The organism is Baekduia alba, from assembly GCF_028416635.1.
Classification (GTDB): domain Bacteria; phylum Actinomycetota; class Thermoleophilia; order Solirubrobacterales; family Solirubrobacteraceae; genus Baekduia; species Baekduia alba.
The window spans coordinates 197,675-217,806 of record NZ_CP114013.1 but is presented as its reverse complement, the minus strand read 5'-3'; the positions used below and the strand labels follow the sequence as shown (position 1 = coordinate 217,806).

General features: G+C 71.9%; 18 protein-coding genes and 1 pseudogene. 14 read left to right on the top strand and 5 right to left on the bottom strand.

Annotated elements, in window-relative coordinates:
• The first annotated feature begins 47 nt into the window (after window positions 1-47).
• The 8 genes from DSM104299_RS01020 to DSM104299_RS00985 are packed head-to-tail and all read left to right on the top strand — an operon-like array spanning window position 48 to window position 8,864.
• Complete coding sequence (locus DSM104299_RS01020) at window positions 48-1,463, top strand: dihydroorotase (protein ID WP_272475422.1); 1,416 nt, start codon at window positions 48-50, stop codon at window positions 1,461-1,463.
• Window positions 1,456-3,126, top strand: a complete 1,671-nt coding sequence (hutU, locus tag DSM104299_RS01015) for a urocanate hydratase (RefSeq protein WP_272475421.1) — start codon at window positions 1,456-1,458, stop codon at window positions 3,124-3,126. The genes DSM104299_RS01020 and hutU overlap by 8 nt, the downstream gene beginning before the upstream one ends.
• Window positions 3,123-4,193, top strand: a complete 1,071-nt coding sequence (gene ertC, locus DSM104299_RS01010; RefSeq protein ID WP_272475420.1) for a thiohydantoin desulfurase — start codon at window positions 3,123-3,125, stop codon at window positions 4,191-4,193. Before hutU ends, ertC begins: the two co-directional genes overlap by 4 nt.
• Entirely contained in the window at window positions 4,180-5,457 is a 1,278-nt protein-coding gene (locus DSM104299_RS01005) for a Zn-dependent hydrolase (RefSeq protein ID WP_272475419.1), read from the top strand. The genes ertC and DSM104299_RS01005 overlap by 14 nt, the downstream gene beginning before the upstream one ends.
• Entirely contained in the window at window positions 5,454-6,449 is a 996-nt protein-coding gene (locus DSM104299_RS01000) for an ABC transporter substrate-binding protein (protein ID WP_272475418.1), read from the top strand. The genes DSM104299_RS01005 and DSM104299_RS01000 overlap by 4 nt, the downstream gene beginning before the upstream one ends.
• Before the next feature lie 7 nt (window positions 6,450-6,456).
• Window positions 6,457-7,242 (top strand): ABC transporter permease, encoded by a 786-nt coding sequence (locus DSM104299_RS00995; RefSeq protein WP_272475417.1) that lies wholly within the window; start codon window positions 6,457-6,459, stop codon window positions 7,240-7,242.
• Window positions 7,235-8,041 carry an ABC transporter permease gene (locus tag DSM104299_RS00990; RefSeq protein WP_272475416.1) on the top strand — a complete coding sequence of 269 codons (807 nt, stop codon included), beginning with the start codon at window positions 7,235-7,237 and terminating at the stop codon, window positions 8,039-8,041. Before DSM104299_RS00995 ends, DSM104299_RS00990 begins: the two co-directional genes overlap by 8 nt.
• A 28-nt stretch (window positions 8,042-8,069) precedes the next feature.
• Complete coding sequence (locus DSM104299_RS00985; protein WP_272475415.1) at window positions 8,070-8,864, top strand: ABC transporter ATP-binding protein; 795 nt, start codon at window positions 8,070-8,072, stop codon at window positions 8,862-8,864.
• A gap of 123 nt (window positions 8,865-8,987) precedes the next feature.
• Here the strand turns inward: DSM104299_RS00985 and DSM104299_RS00980 are convergent, their stop codons facing one another.
• Window positions 8,988-10,712 (bottom strand): aromatic amino acid lyase, encoded by a 1,725-nt coding sequence (locus DSM104299_RS00980; RefSeq protein ID WP_272475414.1) that lies wholly within the window; start codon window positions 10,710-10,712, stop codon window positions 8,988-8,990.
• Between the two features lie 114 nt (window positions 10,713-10,826).
• Window positions 10,827-12,008, bottom strand: a complete 1,182-nt coding sequence (locus tag DSM104299_RS00975) for a hypothetical protein (protein ID WP_272475413.1) — start codon at window positions 12,006-12,008, stop codon at window positions 10,827-10,829.
• A 621-nt stretch (window positions 12,009-12,629) separates the two neighbouring features.
• Here DSM104299_RS00975 and DSM104299_RS00970 point away from each other — a divergent pair.
• From DSM104299_RS00970 to DSM104299_RS00960, 3 genes are all read left to right on the top strand, one after another.
• Window positions 12,630-12,773: a hypothetical protein gene (locus DSM104299_RS00970; protein ID WP_272475412.1), complete on the top strand. Its 144-nt coding sequence runs from the start codon at window positions 12,630-12,632 to the stop codon at window positions 12,771-12,773.
• A complete protein-coding gene (locus DSM104299_RS00965) occupies window positions 12,767-13,525 on the top strand; it encodes an MBL fold metallo-hydrolase (RefSeq protein WP_432419757.1) in 759 nt (252 codons plus the stop codon). Before DSM104299_RS00970 ends, DSM104299_RS00965 begins: the two co-directional genes overlap by 7 nt.
• Window positions 13,526-13,650: 125 nt before the next feature.
• Window positions 13,651-14,829 (top strand): BaiN/RdsA family NAD(P)/FAD-dependent oxidoreductase, encoded by a 1,179-nt coding sequence (locus DSM104299_RS00960; protein ID WP_349294482.1) that lies wholly within the window; start codon window positions 13,651-13,653, stop codon window positions 14,827-14,829.
• 74 nt (window positions 14,830-14,903) lie between these two features.
• On the opposite strand, the pseudogene DSM104299_RS29310 reads toward DSM104299_RS00960, so the two are convergent.
• Both DSM104299_RS29310 and DSM104299_RS00955 read right to left on the bottom strand, forming a co-directional pair.
• Window positions 14,904-15,233: pseudogene (locus tag DSM104299_RS29310) on the bottom strand (epoxide hydrolase); the annotation flags it as partial.
• A 127-nt stretch (window positions 15,234-15,360) separates the two neighbouring features.
• On the bottom strand, window positions 15,361-16,200 hold the full coding sequence (locus tag DSM104299_RS00955; protein ID WP_272475410.1) for a class I SAM-dependent methyltransferase: 840 nt from the start codon (window positions 16,198-16,200) through the stop codon (window positions 15,361-15,363).
• Window positions 16,201-16,345: 145 nt separating this feature from the next.
• Here DSM104299_RS00955 and DSM104299_RS00950 point away from each other — a divergent pair, with 145 nt between their 5' ends.
• From DSM104299_RS00950 to DSM104299_RS00940, 3 genes are all read left to right on the top strand, one after another.
• Window positions 16,346-16,702, top strand: coding sequence for an ArsR/SmtB family transcription factor (locus DSM104299_RS00950; RefSeq protein WP_272475409.1), 357 nt, complete (start codon window positions 16,346-16,348; stop codon window positions 16,700-16,702).
• On the top strand, window positions 16,699-17,181 hold the full coding sequence (locus tag DSM104299_RS00945) for a hypothetical protein (protein WP_272475408.1): 483 nt from the start codon (window positions 16,699-16,701) through the stop codon (window positions 17,179-17,181). The genes DSM104299_RS00950 and DSM104299_RS00945 overlap by 4 nt, the downstream gene beginning before the upstream one ends.
• A gap of 181 nt (window positions 17,182-17,362) precedes the next feature.
• Entirely contained in the window at window positions 17,363-18,889 is a 1,527-nt protein-coding gene (locus DSM104299_RS00940) for an amidase family protein (RefSeq protein WP_272475407.1), read from the top strand.
• A 226-nt stretch (window positions 18,890-19,115) separates the two neighbouring features.
• Here the strand turns inward: DSM104299_RS00940 and DSM104299_RS00935 are convergent, their stop codons facing one another.
• Entirely contained in the window at window positions 19,116-20,042 is a 927-nt protein-coding gene (locus DSM104299_RS00935; RefSeq protein WP_432419794.1) for an SMP-30/gluconolactonase/LRE family protein, read from the bottom strand.
• Window positions 20,043-20,132: the final 90 nt, after the last annotated feature.

The following is a 20,132-nucleotide window of genomic DNA, read 5'->3' as shown; positions in this document are numbered from 1 at the left end:
CATGGCGTTTTTTGCGTTGTGAGGCGTGGTCGCTATCGTCGAATGAGATGAACGGTTCCGCAGAAAACGGCGCCGCCGGAAGCGCGTCGGCCTTCGATCTCGTCGTGCGCGGGCGGCTGCTCCTCCCCGGCCAGCCCCTGACCTCGGGCTCGGTGGCGGTCATCGACGGCAGCGTGGCCGCGGTCACCCTCGGCGACGCCGAGCTAGACGCCGAGGTCGTCATCGACGCCGGCGACGCGCTCGTCCTGCCCGGGGTCGTCGACGTCCACGTCCACACCCGCAGCGCCGCCACGGAGGGCATCGAGCGGGCGACCCGCGCGGCCGCCGCGGGCGGCGTCACCACGATCGTCGACATGCCCTACGACGCCGACGGCATGATCGCCGGGCTCGACGCGTTCGAGGCGAAGGCGGCCGACGTCGAGCGCGAGGCGGTCGTCGACGCGGCGCTGTGGGCGACCGTCCCGCCCAGCGGCCCGATCACCGAGGTCGACGCGCTCCGGCGCGCGGGCGCCGCCGCCTTCAAGCTGTCGACCTTCGACACCGATCCGCGCCGCTTCCCGCGCATCGACGATGCGCAGCTGCTGGCCGCGTTCGCGGCGATCGCGAAGACGGACGGCCTCGTGGGCGTGCACTGCGAGAACGACGAGATCGTCCGGGCCGGGATCGCGGCCGAACGCGCGGCCGGCCACCACGACGGCCCGGCGCACGCCCGCTCGCGGCCGCCGCTGGCCGAGATCGAGGCCATTGGGCGCTGCCTCGAGCTGGCGCGCGCGACCGGCGTCCGGCTGCACCTCTGCCACGTCACCCTCGGCCGGGGCATCGAGCTCGCCGACCGCGCCCGCGCCGCCCGCGTCGACGTGACCGCCGAGACCTGCCCGCACTACCTGCTTCTGGACGAGTACGAGCTGACCCGTCAGGGCGCCACCGCGAAGATCAACCCGCCGCTGCGTGCGCCCTCCGAGGTCGGAGCGCTGTGGCAGGCGCTCGCGGCGGGCACCTGCGACCTGGTCGCCTCCGACCACGTCGGCTGGCCGGTCGAGCGCAAGCGCGGCGACGACATCTTCGCCGTCGCCGCCGGCGCGCCCGGCCTCGAGCTGATGCTGCCGCTGATGCACGATGCGATCGTCGCCCGCGGGCTCCCGCCGGCGCTGCTCGTCCACGCGCTGTGCGAGGCACCGGCGCGGCGCTTCGGGCTTTGGCCCCGCAAGGGGAGCCTGCTCCCGGGAGCCGACGCCGACCTCGTCGTGCTCGATCCCGACGAGCGCTGGACGATCGATCCGGCGCGCCTGACCACCGCCTGCGGCTGGAGCCCATACGAGGGCCGTGAGTTACACGGGCGCGTGAGGCTCGTCCTGCTCCGCGGCCGCCAGGTCTACGCCGACGGCGCCGTCGTCGGCGCCGCGGGTGGCGGTCGCTTCGTCGGAGCCAACGGGATCGCGACGCGGGAGGTCGCCCATGTCTGAGATCGTCGCCAGCGAGATCCGCGCCGGGCGCGGCGACCGCCTGCGCTGCCGCGGCTGGCGCCAGGAGGCGCTGCTCCGGCTGCTCGAGAACAACCTCGAAGTCGCCGAGCGCCCGGACGACCTGGTCGTCTACGCCGCCCACGCGAAGGTCGCACGCGACCACGAGAGCCTCGCGCGCATCATCGACGCGCTCAAGCGACTCGGCGACGCGGAGACGCTCGTCGTGCAGTCGGGCAAGCCGATCGCCGTCTTCCCGACCCACGAGCGCGCACCCGCCGTGGTGATGGCCAGCGGCAACCTCGTCGGTCGCTGGGCTACCCCCGAGAGCTTCTACGCCCACGAGGAGCAGGGGCTCATCGCGTGGGGAGGACTGACCGCCGGCGCCTGGCAGTACATCGGCTCCCAGGGCGTCATCCAGGGCACCTATGAGACCTTTGCCGCGGTGGCGCGCGAGCACTTCGACGGCACGCTTGCCGGCCGCCTGGTCGTCTCCGCCGGGCTCGGCGGGATGAGCGCGGCGCAACCGCTGGCTGTCGCGCAGATGCTCGGCGGGGTGCTCGTCTGCGCCGAGGTGGACGGCGAGAAGCTGGAGCGCCGGCGCGCCGACGGCTACCTCGAGCGCACGACCGCCGACGTGGGCGAGGCGATCGCGTGGGGTCGTGCCGCCGCCGCCGAAAGGCGGGCGATCTCCATCGGTGTGCACGCCAACACGGTCGACGTGCTCGAAGCGCTGGTCACCGCCGGCCTGACGCCCGACGTGGTGACCGACCTCACGGCCGCCCATGACCTGCGCTACGGCTACGTGCCGGTCGGCACCGATCTCGCCGAGGCGGAACGCCTGCGCGAGTCCGACCCGGCGCAGCTCATGGAGCGCGGGCGCCAGGGCGTCCGCCGCCATATCCAGGCGATGCTCGAGCTGCGCGAGCGCGGCGCCGTCGTCTTCGACTACGGCAACAACATCCGCCCGCAGGCCGCCGAGGCGGGCCTGCCCGAGGCGTTGACGATCGACGTCTTCACCACGCGCTACCTGCGGCCCCTCTTCTGCCGCGGCATCGGGCCGTTCCGCTGGATCTGCCTGTCGGGCGACGAGGCCGACCAGGCCGTGCTCGACGACCTCTGCGTCGAGCTGTTCGCCGACGAGCCGCGCGTCACGACGTGGATCGACCTCGCGCGCCGCCACATCCCCAACCAGGGGCTGCCCGCGCGGATCGCCTGGCTGGGCAACGGGGAGCGCGCGCGCTTCGCCGTCGCCGCCAACGCCGCGGTCCGCGACGGCCGCGTCTCGGCGCCCGTCGCGTTCACCCGCGACCACATGGATCCCGGGGCGATGACGCACCCCTACATCATCACCGAGGCGATGCGCGACGGGTCCGACGCGGTGGCCGACTGGCCGCTGCTGAACGCGATGCTGCTGACCGCCTCGATGGCCGACCTCGTCGCCGTGCACGCGGGCGGCGGCGGCTACGCGGGCTACTCCTTGAGCGCGGGCGTCACGGTCGTCGCCGACGGCAGCGACGCCGCGGACGAGCGCCTCGAGCGCACGCTGTCGGCCGACACCGGCCTCGGCGTGCTGCGACACGCCGACGCGGGCTACGAAGACGCGATCGACGAGGCGCGCCGCACCGGGCTGGGATTGCACCACGACGAAAGGCAGGCAGGATGAGGGAGCTCGACGGACAGGCGGTCGAGGCCGCGGTGGCAGGCGGCTCGGTGCTGGCCTGCGGTGGCGGCGGCTGGGTCCCGCACGGGTACCTGGTGGGCCGGACCGCGGTGTCGTTCGGCACGCCGAAGCTGGCGACGCTCGACGAGATCGACCCGGACGCGCTGATCGTCATGGTCACCGCGATCGGCGCGCCGGCAGCGGCCGACTGGGAGATGCAGCCGCGCGACTACGTCCGCGCGCTCCAGCTCGTGGCGGCGCAGCTCGACGAGCCGATCGTCGGGACGATCACCGCCCAGAACGGGTCGAGCACCACGCTCAACGGGTGGATGCAGTCGGCCGTCCTCGGCACGCTGGTCCTCGATGCGGCCGGCGACGGCCGCGCGCACCCGACCGGCAAGATGGGGTCCATCGGCCTGACCTCGGAGTCCGACTACGAGGCGATCCAGGCGTGCGCCGGCGGCAACCGCGCGCAGAACCGCTACCTCGAGTGCACGGTGCGCGGCACCGTCGCCTCGTGCGCGAACACCCTGCGCACCGCGGCCGTCCAGTCGGGAGGGTTCATCGCCGCCGCCCGCAACCCGGTCCGGGCGTCCTACGTCCGCGAGCACGCCGCGGTCGGCGCGATCTCGTTCGCGCTCGACCTCGGCGAGGCGATGCTCGCCGCCGAGAGCACGGGCGGCGAGGCCGTCATCGAGGCGATCTGCACGCAGCTCGGCGGCACCGTGCTTGGGCGCGGGCCCGTGCGCGATCGGATCGTCCGCACCGAGGGCGGCTTCGACATCGGCTCGCTGCAGGTCGGTGACCTGGACGTCGGCCTCGTCAACGAGTACCTCTCGGTGGACGCCGGCGGCCAGCGCCTCGCCACGTTCCCCGACGTCCTGACCACGCTCTCGCTCGCGACCGGCCGGCCGATCTCGATCGCCGACATCCGCGACGGCGACGAGGTGGCGGTGCTGCACGTGCCGCACGAGCGCATCCCGATCGGCGACAGCGTGCTCGACCCGTCCGTGTACCCCGAGGTCGAAGAGATGCTCGGTCGCCCGCTGCTCTCTTATGCCGTCAGCTGAGCTCACGGCCGCGCGCCCGGACCTCGTGCGGGTCCTGGCCCGCCTCGACCAGCTGTGGTCGATCGCGCCGGGGCCGCGCGGGGGCGCCGACCGCCCCGCGTACTCGCCGGCTGAGGCGACGGCGATGCGGCTCGTCGCCGGCTGGGCGCGCGAGGCGGGGTTGGCGCCCGCCCTCGACCCGCACGGCAACCTCTGGGCGACGCCGCCCGACTGGGTCGGGCCGCTCGTGTCCTCCGGCTCGCACGTGGACACCGTGCCCGACGGCGGCCGCTTCGACGGCGCGCTCGGCACCGTCCTCGCCCTCGAGGCGGCCGAGGCGCTGCGCGAGGCCGGCGATCGGCGCGGCGCCGCGCCCGCCGTCCTGGTGTGCGCGGCCGAGGAGGCGCCGCGCTTCGGGGCCGGCACCCTCGGCTCGCGGCTGCTCACCGGTGCGGTGGACGACACGGCGCTCGACGGGCTCCGGGACGCGAGCGGGACGACCGCGCGCTCCGCGCTCGCCGGGTTCCTGGACGCGCTCGCCGACCTGCCGCGCGTGGACCGCGTCCCGCTCGAGCGCATCCGCGCGCACGTCGAGGTGCACGTCGAGCAGCGGCAGGAGCTCGCGCGCCGCGGCGCCGCGCTGGGCGTCGTCGAGCGCGTGGCCGTGCCGCACCGGCACGAGCTGATCGTCGAGGGCCGCTCCGGGCACGCCGGCGAGGTGCCGATGCACGAGCGCCACGACGCGCTGACGGCGGCGGCCGAGCTGATCGTGGCGCTCGAGACCGCGGCGATCGCCGAGGCCGACCCGGCGACCGTCGCCACCGTCGGCGAGATCTCCATCGACCCCGGCGCTGTCAGCGCCATCCCCAGGCGCGCCGTGCTGGCGCTCGAGGTGCGGGGCGTCGACCCCGCGTCGATCGCGCGCGTCGAGCACATGCTCGACGCCGTCATCGACAGCGTCCGCCTGCGCCGCGGCGTCGCCGTGGAGCGGCGGCCGCTGCGGATCGGCGACCCGGTGGGCCTCGACCCCGAGCTCGTCCGGCTGGCGCTGTCGGTGGCGGCCGAGCTGGGCGTCGAGGCGCGCACCACGTACTCCGGCGCCGGGCACGACGCCCAGCACCTGGCGGCGCACGTCCCCGTCGGGATGCTGTTCGTGCCGCTGCACGGCGGCGAGAGCCACACGCCGCACGAGGGCGCCGAGCCCCGCGACATCGCGACCGCCGCCCACACCCTCAACCTGCTTCTGACCCACCTCCTCCTCCCCGACCAACGAGGCACCGAATGACCCGCGCACGACCCATCCTGCGGCTGCTGGCCGCCATGACCGCGGTGCTCGCGGTCGTCGTCGCCGCCGGCTGCGGCAGCAGCGACGGCGGCCGCGTCGCCGCGGCCGACAAGGACACCGGCCTGAAGACGCTGCGCGTGGCGTCGCTGCCGATCGCCGACCTCGGCGCGTACTTCTACGCGCTGCAGAACGGCCTGTTCACCAAGCACGGCCTGAAGGTCGAGGACACGAGCGTCGCGGGCGGCGCCGCGGGCATCGCCGCGATGGCCGGCGGGTCGGTCGACCTCACGTACACCAACAACGTGTCGGTGCTCCTGTCGGCGTCGCAGCACATGCCGATCACAATCGCCTCGGGCGCGAACCTCAACCAGCCCAAGGGCAAGGGCGACATGGCCTCGCTGATCGTCGCCAAGGGCATCCGAGCGGCCAGCGACCTCAAGGGCAAGACGATCGCGGTCAACGCCCTCAACAACATCAACTGGCTGTACACGCGCGCGTGGCTGCGCGACCACGGCGTCGACCCGGACTCGGTCAAGTACGTCGAGCTGGACTTCCCCGACCAGCCGGCCGCGCTGCTCAGCGACAAGGTGCAGGCGACGCTGATCCCCGAGCCGTTCGCCAGCGGCCTCGTCGCCAAGGGCGCCCACGCGATCGGCTTCCCGTACCGGATGGGCCCCCACGGGGAGACCGGCGTCGCCTCGTTCGCCTCCACGCGCCAGTTCGCCGCCAAGAACGCCGACGTCCTCCAGCAGTTCCGGGCGGCGCTCGACGACGCGATCGCGGCGATCGGCAAGCCGGACGGACGCAAGCAGCTCGCCGCTGCGCTGGCCGCGCACACCAAGCTCCCCGCGGCGGCGGCCGAGACGGTCACGCTTCCGGTGTACACGACCGCGACCTCCCGGCCGCTGCTCGAGGCGATGGAGCGCGTGATGGAGCAGGAGCACGCCTTCAAGGGCGACGCGCCGAACCTCGACGACCTGCTCCAGCCGTAGACCCACGGTGCGGGAGCGGACCCCACCCACGCGCGCCGAGCGCGCCCTGCTCGGCGCGGCCGGCGTGATCACGACCATCGCCGCACTCGAGCTCCTCATCCGCCTCGGCGCGATCTCCGACGAGGCGCTGCCGCCGCCGACCGTGCTGGCGAAGGCCCTCGCGGACCTGGCCGCCCGGTCGGACTTCTGGTCGGCGCTCGCGGCCACGCTCGTGGCCTGGGCGCTGGCCGTGGGCGCCGCCGCCGCCGTGTCCGTTCCCGCCGGCATCGCCATCGGCTCGTCGGCGCGCGCGCGGCGTGCGACCGAGGGCACGATCGAGCTGCTGCGACCGATCCCCTCGGTGGCCCTGCTGCCGGTCGCGATCCTGCTGTACGGGCTCGGGCTCGAGATGAAGGTGCTGCTCGCGGCGTACGCGAGCGTGTGGCCGATCCTCGTCAACACCATGTACGGCGTCGCCGAGACCGACCGCCTGATGCTCGACACGGCCCGCAGCTTCCGGTGGAGCCGCCTGCGGATCCTGCGCAGCGTGACGCTGCGCGCCGCGAGCCCGAGCATCGCGACCGGGCTGCGCGTCGCCGCGGCCGTCGCGCTGATCGTGGTGCTCACCGCGGAGATCCTGGCCGCCAACTCCGGGCTGGGCGAGCTCATCCGCGGCTACCAGCAGGCGGGCCGGCGCGAGTTCGTCTACGCGGGGATCGCGGCGACCGGGATCCTCGGCCTCCTGCTGAACACCGGCCTGTCGGCGACCGAGCGGCGCCTGCTGCGCTGGACCCCGGAGCACCGCGATGCGTGAGCTGACCGCCCGCGCCGGCGCCGGCCTGCAGCGTGTCTGGCTGGTCGTCGCGCTGCTGGCCATCTGGCAGGTGGCCGCCAGCGCGGCCGCCTCGTTCTACGTGCCGCCGGTCGCCGACGTGCTCAAGCGGTTCTCCGAGCTGTGGCTGTCCGGCGACCCCCAGCGGCTGTTCGTCTCGGAGCAGTTCGTCGACGAGGCGCTTCCGAGCCTGGCCCGGCTGGCCGCCGGCTGGTCGACCGCGGCGCTCGTCGGCATCGGGCTCGGGCTCGTGCTCGGCCGCTCCGAGCGCGCGGCCGCGTTCTTCGACCCGCTCGTGCGCTTCGGCATCGCGGTGCCGCCGCCGGCGCTGCTGCCGTTCGCGATCGTGCTGATCGGCATCGGCAGCGGGATGAGCATCTTCCTGATCGCGTTCGGCACCGTCTGGCCGATCCTGCTCAACACCATCGACGGCGCGCGGCGCGTCGACCCGCTGGTCGAGCAGACCAGCCGCGCGCTGCACCTCTCGCGCAGGCGCTTCGTCACGAGCGTGCTGCTCCCGGCCGCCTCGCCGCAGATCATGGCGGGCGTGCGGGTCAGCCTCGCGACCGGGTTGATCCTGATGATCATCTCCGAGCTCTACGCCGCGACCGACGGCATCGGCTTCGTGATCGTCCAGGCGCAGCGCTCGTTCCTCGTGCTCGACATGTGGGCCGGCATCGTCCTGCTCGCGCTGCTGGGCCTCGTCATCAACATCATCTACGTTCGGATCGAGCGCCGGGTGCTGCATTGGCATCGCGGCGCGCGCGCCATCGACCGCTGAACCGACGGAGAAGGACAAGGACAAGGACATGCTGCACATCGACCACGTCGGCAAGACCTATCGCTCCCGCAGCGGCGAGCACGTGGCGGTCGCCGACGTGGGCTTCAGCGCCCAGCCGGGTGAGTTCGTCTCGGTCGTCGGCCCGTCGGGCTGCGGGAAGTCCACGCTGCTGCAGATCGTCGCCGGCCTCCTGCCCGCCAGCTCCGGGACGGTCCACTTCGAAGACGCCGCGGTCGTGGGCCCGCCGAGCGGCCTGGCGGTCGTCTTCCAGGACTACGCCCGCTCGCTGTTCCCCTGGCTCACGGCGCGCGCCAACGTCGCGCTGCCCCTGCGCGACAGCGGCATGGACCGCGCCGAGATCGAGCGGATCACCGACGACTCGCTCGCCGCGGTCGGCCTACCCGACCTCGGCGCGCGCCACCCATGGCAGCTGTCGGGCGGGATGCAGCAGCGGGTGGCCATCGCCCGCGCGCTGGCGATGCGGCCGCGCCTGCTCCTGCTCGACGAGCCCTTCGCGTCGGTCGACGCGCAGACGCGCGCCGAGCTGGAGGACCTGACGCTCGAGGTCTGGGCCCGCTTCTCGATGACGGTCGTGCTCGTGACCCACGACATCGACGAGGCCGTCTACATGTCGGACCGGGTCGTCGTGCTGACGCGCTCGCCCGCCAGCGTCGCGCGCGAGGTGACCGTGCCGCTGCCCCGCCCGCGCGACCAGATCGAGACCAAGGAGGTCGACGGCTACCTCCAGACGCGCGCCGAGATCCTCACGCTCGTCATGGGCGGCAGCGCCGCCACGCAGCGGCGGCCGAGCGCCGCGGCGTAGGGCGAGAGCCGCCACGCGAACATATGTTCGTGTCGACGGGCAAAATTTTTAGCGGTGGGCTTCGGACCGCGGAGCGCCGCCGGCGACCCGTGGAGAGTCGCCGGCGGTGCTTCGGTGGACCGATCAGCCGAGCAGGTCCGGACGGGCCTGGACGTCCGGGCCCATGAAGGCGCGCGGGTCGACCGTCGCCATCCAGGCGCGGAAGCTCACCGCCGGCGCCGGCCGGTCGGGGTAGGAGCCGTCGAGGACCACATCCTCTGCGCAGGCGTCGAGCAGCGCGCTCGCGACCGGACCCAGCTTCATGTCCGGCCGATGCCCGCGCCGCACCTCCAGCCACGCGAGCGCGGCGCCCGCCTCCTCAGCGACGAGGTCACGGGCGGTGTCCACCGCGTTGCGCACCCGCCGGACCATGGCGTGGGTGTGCGGCGACAGGTCCTCGATCCCGCGGATGAGCGGGATCGTCATCGGCGGCAGCGGCGCCAGGTCGGCCAACAGGCTGGCGTACAGGTCGGCGGCGGCGTAGTCGCCCTCCTGCGCCCGCGACGCCAGCGAGCCATGCGGCACCGTCTCCGGGTTGGCCAGCGCGTTGACGAACGGGTCCTGTAGGCGCAACGGCCGCTGCACCGCCCCTGCGCACACCCACGCGAGCGCGTTCGCGAACGCCCCGACCTCCTGGTCGAGCCCCCTCCGCTCAAAGCCGGCGCTGGCCACGACGTACCCGGACACCTCGTCGTCTTGGACGAGGAACTGCCGCAGCCAGCCGGTGTCGAGCGCCCACGAGTCCTGGGGTCGGAGGTTCGGTAGGAGCGCCGGGTTCTGCCCTGGCGTGTTGATGCACCGCTCCACCTCCTGACGCAGTCGATCCCACGCCTTCCAGGCGACCCCTCCCAGCACGAAGTAGTCCCGGAAGCTCAGCGGTCCCTGCAGCGTGCGCTCCGCGTCGTACTCCCACAGGTGGCTTCCCCGCGTGAGCGCGGCGACGCGCCGGGCGAGCCAGGCCTGGTGTTTGTCTCGCTCCTCGCTCTGGAGCTGCGGCAGCAGGGGCGTGACGGAGTCGTTCAGGGCGAGCTTGCTGAGCACGTGCACGAGGTCGGCCCAGTTCAACATCGTCTCGGCGTCGGCCACCAGCAGCGCCGCCTGGCCATCGCTGAACGCGTTGCTCGCGATCAGCGCTCCGCTGTCGATCCCGAACGGGACGAGCTCCGGGAGACCGGCCTCCCGCAGCGCCTCGCGCGCGGGCATGCGTCGCCCCTGGTGATACGCCGTGCCCTCGCCGACCAGGGTCTGGGCGACCATCGACATCTGCGGCAGGTCACCCTGCCCGGGCGATCCGCGGCCCAGGAGCACCGGAGCGACCCGGTGGTTGAGCAGGGCCACCACGGCATCCAGCAACGGCGCCGACGCGCCCCGGCGCACCAGGGTGTTGGCCGCCACGACGAGGACGGCGCGAACGGTCTCCTCGTCGCCGATCTCCGGCCCACGTGCGCGCACCGCGAGGCTTGGCGACTCGCCGCGGAAGGTGCGCAGCTGGATGTCCTCGAGCTCGCGCCGCCCCTCCTCGCTGAACGGGTCGCCGGAGTAGGTCGTGATCTTGCGGTCCTTGCCGGTCCCGCGCGTCACCCAGTAGACAGGCCGGCCCTGCCCGACGGCCGCCAGCAGGAGCCGCTCCTTCTCGTGCGCGCGGTCGATGGCCTCCGGCGAGTACACGACCTGAGCCCCGTGCCGAGCGACCATGACGACCTCGTCCACCGTGAGGCGGGTCCCGTCGAGCCGCACGACGTCCTCGCCCCGTGTCGGGACGATCACCCTGAACGACGCCGGCGTCGTGCCGGCGTTGTTGTCCTTCATCACTTCTCCTCCATCCCTGGTGGACCCAGGGGTAGGCGGGACGTGGGTATCGGTCGATACCCACGTGAGAAGCCCAGACCGACTCCGGCCGGGGCTTCGGGCGACGCTCAGCGCTCAGCGCCGGCGCCCGTCGGCGACCAGGCCGCGGTAGCTCTCCGCGCCCTGGCCGTCACGGCCGAGGAGCACGGGGGCGTACGCGAGCGCGCCCAGCAGGGACACCAGGGCGAACCCGAGCGCCACCGTCCCCGGTGACATCCAGACCATCGCGGCGGAGATCGCCGCGTCGGCGAGCCCACCGCCGATGAACATCCCGAACGGGATCGCCGCGACGATCACCGCTGCCTTCGGGCCACGCCCCACGGTCGCCTGGAGCGCGTTGGCGGTGCCCAGCCAGCCGATGTGGAACACGAGCAGGCCGAGCCACTCCACGGTGACGTAGGCGGGGAACTTGCCGGTCGCGGCCCCCGCCAACACGCTGGCCCCCACCGCCATGACGGGCACCATGACCCGCAGCCCACGGTCGGCGAGGCGCGCCGAGAGGGGCGCCCAGACGACGAGGACCAGGAGTCCCGCCACGAGCTGGGCCGCCGAGAACGCCAGCAGCCAGCCGCTGCCTCGATACCCGTGGGTGTCCAGGACCCGCGGGAGCGAGACGAACACGGCGCCGAACCCGGACGCCGCGAACAGGACGAGGACGAACCCCCAGATGCTCCGCCGGGTCCAGCGCTCACGCACGCGTCGGCCGACCGAGCTGGTCGCCGGCACCGGCGAGTCGCGGAACTGGCGCAGGGTGATCGCGAAGGCCGCGGCGAGCAGCCCGGCCGCGACCAGATAGCTGGCCAGACCCAGGCCGCCGGCCGCCCAGGCGAAGCCGGCGTTGAGCAGCGGCATGGCGACCGTGTACGTCCCGCCGATGATGTTCTGGGTCGTGCCGGGGTCGATGTCGACGTGACGCGCGGCCTCTCCCCGGATGAACCCGATCGCGACCGCGCCGGCGCCGGCGACGACGAGCGCCCCCTTCGCGACCAGCGGCGACGGACCGAAGGCCATCACCACCAGCCCGGCGGCGCTGATGAGGAAGCCGACGGACGACCGCCGGCCGTTGAGCATGAGCGGGAACCCGACGCTGACGGCCACGAGGGCCACGGCGTTGGCCCAGAGGCCGTAGGTGCCGATCGCCAGCGGGTCGTCGTAGAAGCGCCGCAGCGGAACCTGGCCCCAGAGGGTTGCCTGCGGGCCGACGAGGACGAGGGCGCACAAGACGCCGATCAGGACGCACACCAGCGTGGCGCGCATTCCGGTGAGACGACGGTCGCGGCCGTCGTCGAGCTTGCCTTTTCGCACGGGCTGATCCCTTCAGGTGCATGCGAAAGCGACCCCCGGGGTTCCGAGGATCGTGTAGGAGAAGTCCGGACGGCCTTGTCCAGACGACGCTTCGGCTTCTGCCGATGGCCCTGCGCAGCGCTGGCAACCTGTCGGCTGCAGGGGAGCGCTGCGAATGCTCCAGGTCTGTCAGTTGTTCACGGTGTGACCGTGGTACGGGCGCGAGAGGCGGAAAAGCAGGAAGTGCCGGGAAATTTACAGCACATCTCGGCTCCTGAACAGACCACCGGTATCCCTATCGGCAAGGTAGTGATTCAACGAAGCCGGCGACCCTCCGTCGTCGGGTCCAACGAAGGGCACGCGCTCGCAGCGATGACGCCCAGGTCCCGCGAACCACCTGGACCTTCCGCGAGCACCGAGCGGGAGGATCTTCGGGGCGCCCGTCCGGAGACACCGAGGAGCAGCTCCGGGCGGCCCGCCGGCTCGCGTCGTCGCGCCAGCTCCCGAGCCGTGACCGATGACTTTGGCCGGTGATCGCCGTCTCAGCACGTGCGGGCCTGACTGCACCCGTGAACAACGACCGATGGGAGCCCGATGGCCAAGCTGACATACGCGGTGATCGCCGCGCTTGACGGGGACGTCGAGGTCGAGGAGGGCAGGTCCGGGTGCGCGACGCCAGACGAGGCGATGGTGCTCTGGCAGACCGCGAGCGCCGAGGAAGATGTGCGCCCATGCTGACGGAGGTGGCCGACGGCGTCTGGGTCCGGCAGAGCGAGTGGGTCTGGACCAACTCCATCGCGGTGCGCGGAGAGGATGGGTTGATCCTGATCGATCCCGGCATCACCGGCGCCGAGCTGGACCAACTCGCCGATGACGTGGCCGGGCTCGGCATCCCGGTGGTCGCCGGGTTCTCCACCCATCCCCACTGGGACCACCTGCTCTGGCACCCCCGGTTCGGCGACGTGCCGCGCTACGCCCTCCCCGCCAACGCCCACCTTGCCGGCCAAGCCCGACAGCGGGCACAGGCGATGGCGGCCGAGAGCGCGTCGGGCGTCCCCCTCGAGCTGGTCGCGCTCGTCACCCCGCTCCCCGCCGACGGCGGACCCGTGCCGGGCGAGATCATCGAGCACCAGGCCCACGCCATCGGCCACGCCGCGATCCTCCTCACCGACCGTGGGGTGCTGCTCGCCGGTGACATGCTCTCCGACGTCCTGATCCCCCTCTTCGACCCTCGCCAGGACGACCAGTTGAGCGCCTACGAGACGGCGCTCGACCGGCTGGACGAGGCCGCCAGGCACGTCGACGTCGTGGTCCCCGGCCACGGCGCCGTGGCCGAGGGTCCCGAGGTGGCGGCCCGCCTCGCCGCCGATCACGCGTACATCGACGCGCTGCGGCGAGGCCGGGAACCGGTCGACGCGCGCCTGGGGCCGCATGCGGAGTGGCTCGACGGCCCCCACCGGTCGAACCTGGAGTGCGCCCTAGGGCGGTAGGTCTCGTGACGGCTCGGGGGTCGAGGACTGCGCCTCCAGCGCGTGCGCATGTCGTGGCGGCACCGCAGCCTTACCGTGTGGGACCCGAGATCTACCCCGAAGTTCTCTGTGCTCGAGGATGTGCTGTGCGCTCTACCGACGTTGTGATCATCGGCGCAGGTGCCGCCGGCTTGATGTGTGCCCTGACCGCCGCCGAACGCGGGCGCCGGGTGCTGCTGCTCGAGCACGCCAACAAGGCGGGCAAGAAGATCCTCATGTCCGGCGGTGGCCGCTGCAACTTCACCAACACGTACACCGACCCGGCCAACTTCTCCTCACAGAACCCGCACTTCTGCAAGTCGGCCCTGGCCCGCTACACCCCGTGGGACTTCATCGCCTTGGTCAGCCAGCACGGCGTGCCCTACCACGAGAAGAAGCTGGGCCAGCTGTTCTGCGACAACAAGTCCAAGGACATCCTCAACATGCTCCTGGACGAGTGCCGGCAGGCCGGCGTTGACCTGCACCTGAACACCTCGGTGCAGCAGATCGAGAAGGCCGAGGCCGGATACCGGTTGAGCACCGACCTGGGACCCGTCGCCGCTCCGTCGCTGGTGGTCGCCACCGGCGGCCTGTCGATTCCGACGCTGGGCGCCACCGGCTTCGGCTACGAGATCGCTCGCCAGTTCGGCCACGACGTGCTGACCACCCGCGCCGGCCTGGTGCCGTTCACCACCACCGACCAGCTCAAGGAGCTGTGCACCGAGCTGTCGGGCACGTCGGTGGCCTGCCTGGTCCGCTGCAACGACCAGAGCTTCCGCGAGAACCTCCTGTTCACCCACCGCGGCCTCAGCGGCCCGGCGATCCTGCAGATCTCCTCGTTCTGGCACCCCGGCGACGCCATCGAGATCAACCTGCTGCCCGACCACGACGCCCTCCAGTGGCTGCACGGCCAGCAGTCCGCGCGCCCCAACAGCGAGCTGAAGACCGTGTTGGGCGAGGTGTTCACCAAGAAGATGGCAACCCTTCTGGCCGATAGCTGGTTCGCGTCCAAGCCGATGAAGCAGCACACGCCGGCCGAGCTGCGCGACATCGCCGACAAGCTCGGCGCCTGGCCGGTGGTACCGGCCGGCACCGAGGGCTACCGCACCGCCGAGGTCACCCTGGGCGGCGTCCAGACCCGCGACGTGTCATCCAAGACCATGGAATCGCTTAAGAGCCCGGGCCTGTACTTCATCGGCGAGGTGCTCGACGTCACCGGCCACCTGGGCGGCTTCAACTTCCAATGGGCCTGGGCGTCGGGCCACGCGGCGGCGCAGTTCGTATGAACTCGACCGCTCCGAGGTGACCGCTCCCGGACGGCACGGTCGTTCCCGTCCGGCGGTGTGTCATCTGACGACGCGGGGCGGCGTCCACGGAGAGTGCGGCGAAGGTCGTCGGTCCACTCGTCGGGGATCTGCGGGCCGGTCTTGAACGCCTGGATGCGCTCGTCGGCGGTGTGGATGCCGGGCGGGTTCTCGTAGGTGACGCAGGAGGTGTAGCGGTTGGCGTTGGCGTAGTAGCGCATCGACGGGGCGATCGCGTTGCTCGCCCAGTAGATCTTGGCGTGGGTGAGCATGTCGTCCTTGGTGAAGACGGACTCGACGTCGCCGCCGTTGTCGCTCCAGGCGTTCCAGCGCTCCAGCAGCCAGGCGAGCAGGCCGGCGGGTGAGTCGCTCAGCCGGTGGGCCAGCCGTGGGTGAGGATCAACGGGATCGGGTTTCGACGTAACCGGACGTGAGCCGTGCGATCGGTGCACCTCGCGGCCTTCCGCGTCACGCAACCGGCCACCGAGCCGGCTCTCGCACACCGCGACGGCGCTAGAGCGTCTCGAGGTAGATCGAGCCGCCGGTGTTCGTGCCCCAGCGCGGGATCGCGGCCGTGACCGCGTCGCGGTGGAAGGTCGCCATGTAGTTGTTCCACCAGACGATGCGCAGGGACGCGTTGCCGATCAACAACGCCCGCAACACGTATGCCTCGGTCCACGCGCGGCCGCCGTAGACCCAGCCGCTGGGGTACTCGAACGGGTAGAAGATGTCGTGGATGTGCACGAGGACACCGGCCGCGAGCTGAGGCAGGATCTCGAGCAGCAGGAGGTTGACGTCGCTGCCGATCTTCGCCGCGTGCGTGGAGTCGATGAAGAGCGCATCGCCGGGCTGCAGTGTCGCGAAGAGCTCGAGCGGGACGTCCTGCACGCCCATCGGGTAAAGGACCGCGTCGTCCTCCTCGCGCACCAGCTGCTGCAGCCGGTCGGGGTAGGGCTCGACGAACGTGACCTCGGGCTCCCAGCCGTCGGTCGCGTCGATCGCGTCGAGCAGCACGGCCGAGGACCACCCTGATCCAACCTCGATCACCCGCGACGGACGTCGCAGCCGCAGGACACCGAACCACGCCAGCGCGTCTCCGGCCCCGAAGAAGTCGTTGTTATAGGCGTAACGAACCTGGCCGTGCGGCTGGTCGGCGAACGGAGCGTGCTGCGTCTCGCGGGCCAAGCCGGGCAGAAGCGCGAGCTGGCGCTCGTCGCCGAGGTCGATGCCCGGCAGCCGATCGGGCTTGGCGAAGATCGTCGCCTCGCGCCGCCGGACGTCGCCGAGATCGGGGATCGCCGAGTAGAAGTGCCCGTCCGAGAACTCCTTGACCACGCGCGGCAGCTCGTCCACGCGGGTGAATCTACCGGCTGCGACACGCCTGGCATGCAACGCGCTCCACCGTTGTGGCTCCCGCCGTCGAGCGACGACGCGAGCGGACGAACGACGTCCGCCAACACTTAGTCGATTGCCTAAGTGACGTGCCACGGTGACCGCCGTGCCGACCGCAGAGGCCCAACAGCTCGACCGCACGTTCCACGCGCTCGCCGACAGCAGCCGCCGCGCGATGGTCGCGCGGCTCACCCGCGGCCCCGCCTCGGTGAGTGAGCTCGCCGAGCCGCTGGTCATGTCGATGCCCTCGGTGCTTCAGCACCTCGACGTGCTGCAGCGCAGCGGGCTCGTGCGCTCCGAGAAGGTCGGACGCGTCCGCACCTGCCGGCTCGAGCCTGGCCCGATGCGCACGGTCGAGGACTGGATCGCCGAGCACCGCAGCGTGTGGGAGCACCGGCTCGACCGCCTGGGCGACGTCCTCGACGACGCCTTCCCCAACGACCAAGGAGACAGCAGCACATGAGCATCCGCCAGCACGACTTCACCCTCGAGCGGCGCTTCCGCCAGACCCCCGAGCAGACGTTCCAGGCGTTCGCCGACCCCACGCTCAAGCAGCGCTGGTTCGGCGTGCTCGCGGATGGCCTCGGGGCTGGCGGCGGCCTCGTAGACGCAGACCGTCCCGACGACGCCGTCAGCCTCGTCCAGGACGTAGCTGCGGATCCAGCGGATGTCGCCGCGGGTCTTGGCGTCGAGCGTTCTCGCAGCAGGGCGACGCGCGCGGGCGGGGTTCGGCACGCGGACGTCGATCGCGAAGGGCCCGAGCTCGCACCTGCCTGCTGGCGCTCGACCTTCGTCGGCGGAGACGGGACGAGCAGACGCAGACCTCGGTGCCGAGATAGAGTCGGTGCCTCTCTCCTCGCAGCACCCTCTTCCCCGTTTGACCGGTCCCTCGTCGCTGACAGCGATGCATCCCTAGCGGACCGACGCGCACCGAACCTCTGAATCGCGACGACGACGATGTCGTCCGATCCCTCGTGCGCGGCACCAGGTGCTGAGCCGGTTCGACGGACCCCGTGGCCGGACCAACGAAGCGAGGAGAGCCGTCGAGCGTCTGTCGTCGAGGCCAGACGGAGTCATCGCACACGCGCCCATGAGGGGCCGTGGCCAAGTCCAAGGAGGACGCATGTCATTTGCCACATCGAACCTGACCGTGGGAGATGTCGGTCTCGAGGGGGCGACCATCCTCGATCTGCAGCAGGCGTTCACGACGGGGGCCCTCACGTCGGAGACGCTGACGAGGTTCTACCTCCAGCGGATCGAGCGACTCAACCCTGACCTCAACGCCGTTCTGTTCGTGAACCCGAGTGCTCTGCTCGACGCCAGGCACAGCGACGAGCGGCGCCGGTCCGGCCGGCGCCTGAGCCCGCTCGACGGGATCCCGGTGTTGCTCAAAGACAACATCGCGACCGCCGGCATGCCCACGACCGTCGGCTCCTACGCGCTGCTGCACGCCGATCCCGCCGACGATGCGGAGGTGGTGATCCGCCTGCGCAACGCCGGCGCGGTGATCCTCGGCAAGGCCAATCTGGACGAGTGGGCCGGCTACCGCTCCGTCGACGTGGTGAGCGGCTGGAGCGCCGTGGGCGGGCAGATCCGCAACCCGTACGTCCTCGACCGCGATCCGTGGGGTTCGAGCGGTGGCGCGGCCGTCGCCGTGTCCGCCCACCTGACCACCGTCGCGATCGGGGCCAAGACGGACGGTTCGCTCATGAACCCGGCGGGTGCGAACGGCGTCGTGGCCATCCAACCCACGGTCGGGCTCGTGAGCCGCCGCGGGATCGTGCCGGTGTGCCCTGCCCAGGACACGGCGGGCCCGATCGCGCGAACGGTCACGGATGCAGCGATCGTCCTGTCGGTGATCCAGAGCGGGCGTGGCGCCCCGGTGGACGCCTCGATGGTGAGCCACCCTCGGGGGCTCGTCTCCGGGCCCGGCTCGCTGCACGCCAAGCGGATCGGTGTGTGGTTGCCTCGCGGCGGAGGCGGCTCGCTGCCCGAGGCCATGGTCGCTGCGCGCGATCAGCTCCTGGAGGAGGCGGTCGCCACCCTGGAGGCGAACGGCGCCACCATCATCCGCGGCATCGATCTCAACGTCGACGCGGCGGTGGAGCTGAGCAGGGCGGTGGGCCTGGTCGAGCTCAAGGCCGCGATCAATCGCTACCTGGGGAGCAGGACTGGCCCGTGCCCCGCGGATCTCGAGGCCCTGATCGCCTTCAACGACGAGCACGCGGAACGCGAGATGCCGCTGTTCGGACAGGACGTGTTCCATGCTGCACAAGACATGCAGGGCGACCCGACGGACGCTGCGTGGCGGGATCAGCGTCGCGCCGTGACGGACATGGCCCGAATGGTGGTCGACGAGGCGTTGCGGCGCCACCACCTCGACGCGATCGTCGCACCGACCAACACCCCCTCGCTGCCGCCGCTGGACCGCGCGGGAATCCAATCGGCCAGGCCGTCGGCGATCGCGGGCTATCCGGCGATCAGCGTCCCGGCCGGCCTCGCCTTCGGGGTCCTTCCCGTGGGTCTGACGTTCTTCGGCGGGCCGTCGACGGAGCAGGAGCTGCTCATGATGGCGCGTGCGTTCGAGCAGGTGACCGCAGCCCGAAGGGCGCCGACCTTCCGCCCCCAGCTCCAGTCCCCCGCGCAGTGACCACGCGGGCGAAGGTGTCGGCCGCACGACGGCACCGCCGCGCCTGATTGACCGGCGCCCCTCGGGGCTCGCGCGTCGGGTGGCGTCCGAACATGAGTCGCCACCGCCGGCACGCCCCCAGGGGCGTACCGGCGGTGGCCGCTCCATTTTTGACTCGGTTTGGCTGGCTAACCAGCCAGCACACCACGGGAGTCGTCGTACGGGACCGACCGACGGCTCGCGTCGCTCACGGGTACACGGCGCCGGCGACGTTGAGCCGGATCGAGAGCAACAGCTGCGAGGCGGTGACGAAGAGGACGTTGCGCTTCGGACCACCGAACGTCAGGTTCGAGCACACCTCGGGCACCAGCAGCTTGCCCAGGAGCACGCCGTCGGGGCCGAAGCAGTGGAGGCCGTCGTGCGCGGCCACCCAGACCCGGCCGGCATCGTCGAGGCGCACGCCGTCGAAGCTCCCGGCATCGCAGGTGCCGAACACCGCGCCGCCGGCGAGGCTGAGGTCGTCGAGGACGTCGAAGACCCGGATGTGCCGCTGTCGCGTGTCGACGACGTACAGCTGCCGCTCGTCCGTGCTGAAGGCAAGGCCGTTCGGTCTGACGAAGTCGGTGGCCACGGCCGTGACCGTCCCGTCCGGGTCGCGCCGGTAGACGTGGCACCCGTCGATCTCCGGCTCGGTCCGGAAGCCCTCGTAGTCGCTGTCGATGCCGTAGCTGGGGTCGGTGAACCACACGCTCCCGTCGCTGCGCTCCACGAGGTCGTTCGGGCTGTTCAGACGAGCCCCGCGCCAGCGGTCCGCGAGCACCGTGATCGATGCGTCGGGCTCCGTGCGCGTCACGGATCGCGTCCCCTGCTCGCATTGGAGCATCCGCCCGGCCCGGTCGATCGTGCGCCCGTTGGCGTACCCGCCGGGGCTGCGCCAGACCCCGACCGCACCCGATGCCTCGTCCCACGCGAGCACTTGGTCGTTGGGGATGTCGCTGAACAACAGCGTGCGCCAGGCCGCGGAGTACGCCGGCCCCTCCAGCCAGCTGCCGTCGTCGTAGAGCACCTTGAGGTGCTCGTCGCCGTTGACGCCCGCGAAGCGGTCGTCGAGACGTTGCCACCTGGCGCGGATGCGATCCACCTGAACGCTCACCCTCTCTTCGACGCCGCCCATCCGGCGGCACGGCAGTTGTAGTACTAGCTCATTGCCTGCGTCGTGGGATGTCAAGCGATCTCGGCGGGATCGTCGACGGCGCTGGCCGCG